Below are 5,025 nucleotides of genomic sequence, written 5' to 3'. Positions count from 1 at the left end.
ATCGTGGTCTGCTACAGCGCGAGGCGGTCGCGCACGACGTCCGCGAGCGTCTCCGCGTGGTGGCGGGCCTCGTCCTCGGATGCCGCCTCGACCATCACGCGCACGAGCTGCTCTGTGCCCGACGGGCGCAGCAGCACGCGGCCGGATACGCCGAGCGTCGCGGTGGCGCGGGCCACGGCATCCTGGACCACCTCGTCGGTGGCCGCGAGCGTGCGGTCCACGCCCTTCACGTTGATGAGCACCTGCGGGTACACGGTCATGATCGAGGCGAGCTCGCCGAGCGACTTGCCGGTGCGCGCCATCTCGGCCACCAGGTGCAGGCCGGTAAGCAGACCGTCGCCCGTCGTCGCGAACTCGCTCATGATGACGTGGCCGGACTGCTCTCCGCCGAGCGAGAAGCCGCCTTCGTTCATGCGCTCGAGCACGTAACGGTCGCCGACCGCGGTCGTCTCGACGTGGATGCCGTGCGCAGCCATCGCACGGTGCAGGCCGAGGTTGCTCATGACGGTCGCGACGAGCGTGTCGTCCTTCAGGTGGCCACGGGACTTCATCGACACGGCCAGGATCGCCATGATCTGGTCGCCGTCGACGACGTTGCCGTCGGCGTCGATCGCCAGGCACCGGTCGGCGTCGCCGTCGTGCGCGATGCCGACGTGGGCGCCGTGACGGACGACGGCCTCGGCGAGCACGTCCAGGTGCGTCGATCCCACACCGTCGTTGATGTTGAGCCCGTCGGGGTCGGCGCCGATGACCGTGACGCGCGCGCCCGCGTCGCGGAAGGTCTCGGGAGAGACTCCGGATGCCGCGCCGTGCGCGCAGTCGATGACCACGTGCAGGCCGTCCAGCCGATGCGGGAGCGAGCCGAGCAGGTGCACGACATAGCGGTCCTCGGCGTCGGCGAAGCGGCGGATGCGGCCGACCGCGGCGCCTGTCGGCAGGAGCTTTTCGCCCGCCATCGCGGCCTCGATGCGCCCCTCGACGACGTCGGGAAGCTTCACGCCGCCCCGAGCGAAGATCTTGATGCCGTTGTCGGGCGCCGGGTTGTGGGACGCCGACACCATGACGCCGAAATCGGCGTCGATGTCGGCGATGAGGAACGCGGCGGCCGGGGTCGGCAGCACGCCGGCATCGAACACGTCGACACCGGATGACGCGAGGCCCGCCTCCACCGCTGCGGAGAGGAACTCCCCCGACACGCGCGGATCGCGGGCGACGACGGCCGTGAGGCGCTTGCCTGCAGCGCGTCGCGCCTCGGCAGAACGGCCCTGGCCCAGGACGACGGCGGTCGCCTGGGCCAGGGACAGTGCGAGATCGGCGGTGAGGGGGCCGTTGGCCAGCCCCCTCACGCCATCCGTGCCAAAGATCGGCATGCGGAGATGAAGCCGATCAGCGCTTCGAGTACTGCGGAGCCTTGCGGGCCTTCTTGAGACCAGCCTTCTTGCGCTCGATGACGCGGGCGTCGCGCGAGAGGAAGCCGGCCTTCTTGAGGGTCGGGCGGTTGTTCTCGACGTCGATCTCGTTCAGCGCACGGGCGATGCCGAGGCGCAGCGCGCCGGCCTGACCCGAGGGGCCACCACCCGAGATGCGGACGATGACGTCGTACGCGCCCGTGAGGTTGAGGACCGTGAAGGGGTCGGTGATGAGCTGCTGGTGGAGCTTGTTCGGGAAGTAGTCCTCGAACGCACGGCCGTTGACCGTGATGGTGCCCGAGCCCGGGATGACGCGCACGCGGGCGATGGCCTGCTTGCGGCGGCCGACAGCCGCGCCCGAGACCGAGAGCACGGGGCGCTCGGCGGCGACGACGGTCTCGTCGACCTGGGACTCGGTGGAGTAGCTCGTGGGGTTCTCTTCGATGTTCGCCATCAGTGTGTCCTGTTCTGTGCGGCGCTTACTGGGCGACCTGGTCGAAAACGTACGCGGTGGGCTTCTGCGCAGCGTGCGGGTGCTCGGCACCGCGGTACACCTTGAGCTTCGACAGCTGGTTGGCGCCGAGCGAGTTCTTCGGGAGCATGCCGCGGACGGCCTTCTCGACGGCGCGGACCGGGTTCTTCTCGAGGAGCTCCGAGTAGGTGACCGACTTGAGGCCGCCCGGGTAGCCCGAGTGACGGTAGGCCTTCTTCTGCTCGAGCTTCTGGCCCGTCAGCGCGACCTTGTCGGCGTTGATGATGATGACGAAGTCGCCCATGTCCATGTGGGGGGCGAACGTCGGCTTGTGCTTGCCACGCAGGAGCGCGGCGGCGTGCGAGGCGAGGCGGCCGAGGACGACGTCGGTAGCGTCGATGACCAGCCACTCGCGCTGTGCTTCGCCAGCCTTGGGGGTGTAAGTGCGCGTCACAGTAGTGCTGCTTTCTTGATTCGAACGGAGAGGTTCGTGAATCCCACTCCGGGGTGGTTCTCCTCTCGATGAGAAGCGAACACGCCAGTGGAGGGCTCACGTTCGTGGCGCCGGGTCAGCTGAGCCGGACACCAAACATCAATACTACGACAGGTGGATGCCTCCGGCCAAATGCGCCGATTGCTCGCTACGGTGTACGCAGGCCGTCGGGACGCGACGGCGCAGCGAAGGAGAAGCGCATGCCCAACCGCCCCCTCGGCGTCACCCTCGTCGCGATCATCGCCTGGCTGTCGGGCTTCTTCCAGATCATCGGCTCGATCTTCGCCATCTTCGCCGGCCTGTTCATCACGTGGCCCGCGATCCTCGGCTGGCTGAGCCTCATCATCGGCATCATCACGCTGGCCGTGGGTGTCGGCCTGTGGCGCGGTCGTCCGACCGCCCGCACGATCGCGGCCATCGTGTTCACCGTCACGATCATCCTCGAGGCGGTCGGCCTGTTCTCGGGCGAGAGCTTCTGGACGGTGCTCGGCGGTGCGATCCTGCCGATCATCGGGCTCATCCTGCTGTACACGCGCGACGCGCGCGCCTACTTCGGCTCCTGACGGCGGCGTCCCGCGCCTTCGTCGGGACCTCTCGCTATCGTGACCGACATGTCGCACACCGCCGTCTCGACGTCGCTGGAACGCACCTACCGGTATCTGCGCATCGGCGTCGCGGGGACGGTGGTGGCGATCCTGCTCGCGGTCGCCCAGGCGGCGACGACGTACGGCTGGCTCACCTCGATCAGCGACTACTTCTACACGCCCGCGCGCGATGTGTTCGTGGGCGCCCTGGTGGCGGCATCCCTCGCCCTGCTCGCCTTGTCGGGTCGCGGGGTGGTAAGGGGGGGGGTGGACGCCGCGGCCCTGTTCGCACCGCTCATCGCGCTCGTTCCGACGACGCTCGCACCGGGGGCCGTGCCCGGCGTTCCGGTCGAGTGCGGCGGCACCGCGCGCTGCTTCCCGCCGCAGTACGAGGCGGATGCCGCGAACGGCGTGTTCGTCTACCTCGTGCTCGGCGGGCTCGTCGTGCTCGTCGCCCTGCTGCTGGCGGCGCTGCGCCAGGTGTCGCTCGCCGAGGTGTGGCCGTCGCTGCTGATCGCGGTCGTGGTGCTCGCCGCCGTGGCGCTGACGTGGGGGTTCGCGCGCGACGTGTTCCTTCAGCAGGCCCACTTCGTCGCGACGACGGCGTTCTTCGCCCTCTTCGCGGCAGCCGCGGTGCGCAACGCCTTCCCCCGGCAGGGGCCGCCGCCTCCGCCGGTGATCCGTGGGCTCTACATCGCGATCGCGGTCGGACTGATCCTGCTGCTGGTGGCCTACGCGTTCCTGCTGCCGCAGGCGGGGACCGCCGGCATCCCGGTCGTCCTCATCGTCGAGACCGCGGCGCTCGTCCTGTTCTTCGCGTTCTGGGTCGTGCAGGGCGTCGAGAAATGGTCCGACCCCGACCCGTCGATCATCGCGGGGTGAACCGCGACGGGCCCTAAGCGGCGCCCGACTCGACCTCGGCGACCTCGACCGTGCGCCGCACGCCGGCTGCCGGGCGGGCGGTCACGAGGATGGGCAGGTGGTCGCTGAGTCCCTGCGGCAGCGTGCGCACGCGGTCGATCTCGAAGCCCACCGACGTCGCGAAGTCGTAGTGGCCGCGGAAGAAGCGGTACCGCGTGTAGGTGCGGGAGTCGCTCAGGTTGAGTTCGTACCCCTGGTCTCTCACGTGCTGACCCAGCCGTTCCTTGAACACGGGGTAGTTGTAGTCGCCGACCATGATCGCGGGGACACCCTCGCCCAGCTCCTGCAGCTCCGCCAGCGCGGTGCGGATCTGATGCCGCCGCAGCGAGTTGAGCGCCGTGAGGGGGGCCGCGTGGAACGACGCGATGATCACGTCGTGGTTCTCGTCGATGTCGTGCAGCCGCACGCCGAGCATGCGCTCCTCGGCAGGCTTGAGCACCCGGTCGTGGAGCGACTTCTTCAGCGCGAGCGCCCGGACGTCGACCGCACGGAACGTGTTCTCGCGGTAGTAGACCGCGAGACCGAGGCGGTTGCGTTGCGTGGACTCGGCCAGTCGCAGCCCCGCGATCTCATCGGGGATGTCGGTGGTGTCGGCCTCCTGCAGGCACAGGGCGTCGGCTCCGTAGCGCTCGACGAGGTGGATGAGCTCCCCCGCCGCGCGATGCTTGCGCAGGTTGTACGAGATGACCTTCATGTCGTGGCCAGCCTATGCCGAAGGCCTTGCCGGCGGGTGTCCTCTCGGCGTCTGCATCCTGACCTCACAGCAGAATGTACGAAAAGTGGATGCCGCGCCTCCTGGTATTCGTCACACCGAACCTGGAGGACCCCATGTCGGCAGCATCCACTCCGTCGCCCGTGAGCGACGTCCGCGCCGAACTCGCCGATGCGGTCGGCGCGAGCCGCACGTCCCGCGAGGCCGCCGAGCGCGCGCTGCGCCTCGCCGTCGCCGTCCGCTCGCGTGCGGCCGAGGCTCTGGAGCGCACGGCACGGCAGCCCGGCGTCGACGAGAACGAGCGCGCACGCCTGCGCGCCGAGTACGCCGCGGCCGACTCGACCGTCGCCGACCGCAGAGCCGCCGTCGACGGAAGCGAGTCGCATCTTGAACTTCCACACCATCGGTCATCGCGGAGTGATGGGAGTCGAGCC

At 69.3% G+C, this 5,025-nt stretch carries 7 protein-coding genes; 3 read left to right on the top strand and 4 right to left on the bottom strand.

Annotation, left to right across the window (positions count from 1 at the left end):
* Positions 1-11 precede the first annotated feature (11 nt).
* The 3 genes from glmM to rplM are packed head-to-tail and all read right to left on the bottom strand — an operon-like array spanning position 12 to position 2,335.
* A complete protein-coding gene (gene glmM, locus ACFWJ8_RS20935) occupies positions 12-1,370 on the bottom strand; it encodes a phosphoglucosamine mutase (protein ID WP_378815188.1) in 1,359 nt (452 codons plus the stop codon).
* A gap of 16 nt (positions 1,371-1,386) precedes the next feature.
* Positions 1,387-1,863, bottom strand: a complete 477-nt coding sequence (rpsI, locus tag ACFWJ8_RS20930; protein ID WP_018171487.1) for a 30S ribosomal protein S9 — start codon at positions 1,861-1,863, stop codon at positions 1,387-1,389.
* A 25-nt stretch (positions 1,864-1,888) separates the two neighbouring features.
* Positions 1,889-2,335 carry a 50S ribosomal protein L13 gene (rplM, locus tag ACFWJ8_RS20925; protein ID WP_378815186.1) on the bottom strand — a complete coding sequence of 149 codons (447 nt, stop codon included), beginning with the start codon at positions 2,333-2,335 and terminating at the stop codon, positions 1,889-1,891.
* A 239-nt stretch (positions 2,336-2,574) separates the two neighbouring features.
* On the opposite strand from rplM, the gene ACFWJ8_RS20920 reads away from it, so the two are divergent.
* Positions 2,575-2,937: a hypothetical protein gene (locus ACFWJ8_RS20920; RefSeq protein WP_378815184.1), complete on the top strand. Its 363-nt coding sequence runs from the start codon at positions 2,575-2,577 to the stop codon at positions 2,935-2,937.
* A gap of 48 nt (positions 2,938-2,985) precedes the next feature.
* On the top strand, positions 2,986-3,840 hold the full coding sequence (locus ACFWJ8_RS20915) for a hypothetical protein (protein WP_378815182.1): 855 nt from the start codon (positions 2,986-2,988) through the stop codon (positions 3,838-3,840).
* Positions 3,841-3,853: 13 nt separating this feature from the next.
* Here the strand turns inward: ACFWJ8_RS20915 and ACFWJ8_RS20910 are convergent, their stop codons facing one another.
* Complete coding sequence (locus tag ACFWJ8_RS20910) at positions 3,854-4,573, bottom strand: endonuclease/exonuclease/phosphatase family protein (RefSeq protein WP_378815181.1); 720 nt, start codon at positions 4,571-4,573, stop codon at positions 3,854-3,856.
* Positions 4,574-4,662: 89 nt separating this feature from the next.
* Between ACFWJ8_RS20910 and ACFWJ8_RS20905 the strand changes: the two genes are divergently transcribed.
* On the top strand, positions 4,663-5,025 hold a 363-nt coding region (locus ACFWJ8_RS20905), incomplete at its 3' end, for a hypothetical protein (protein ID WP_378815180.1).

Origin of the sequence: Microbacterium sp. NPDC058389, assembly GCF_042722305.1 — a bacterium.
Taxonomy (GTDB): Bacteria; Actinomycetota; Actinomycetes; order Actinomycetales; family Microbacteriaceae; genus Microbacterium.
This window is presented reverse-complemented; position numbering and strand designations above follow the sequence as displayed.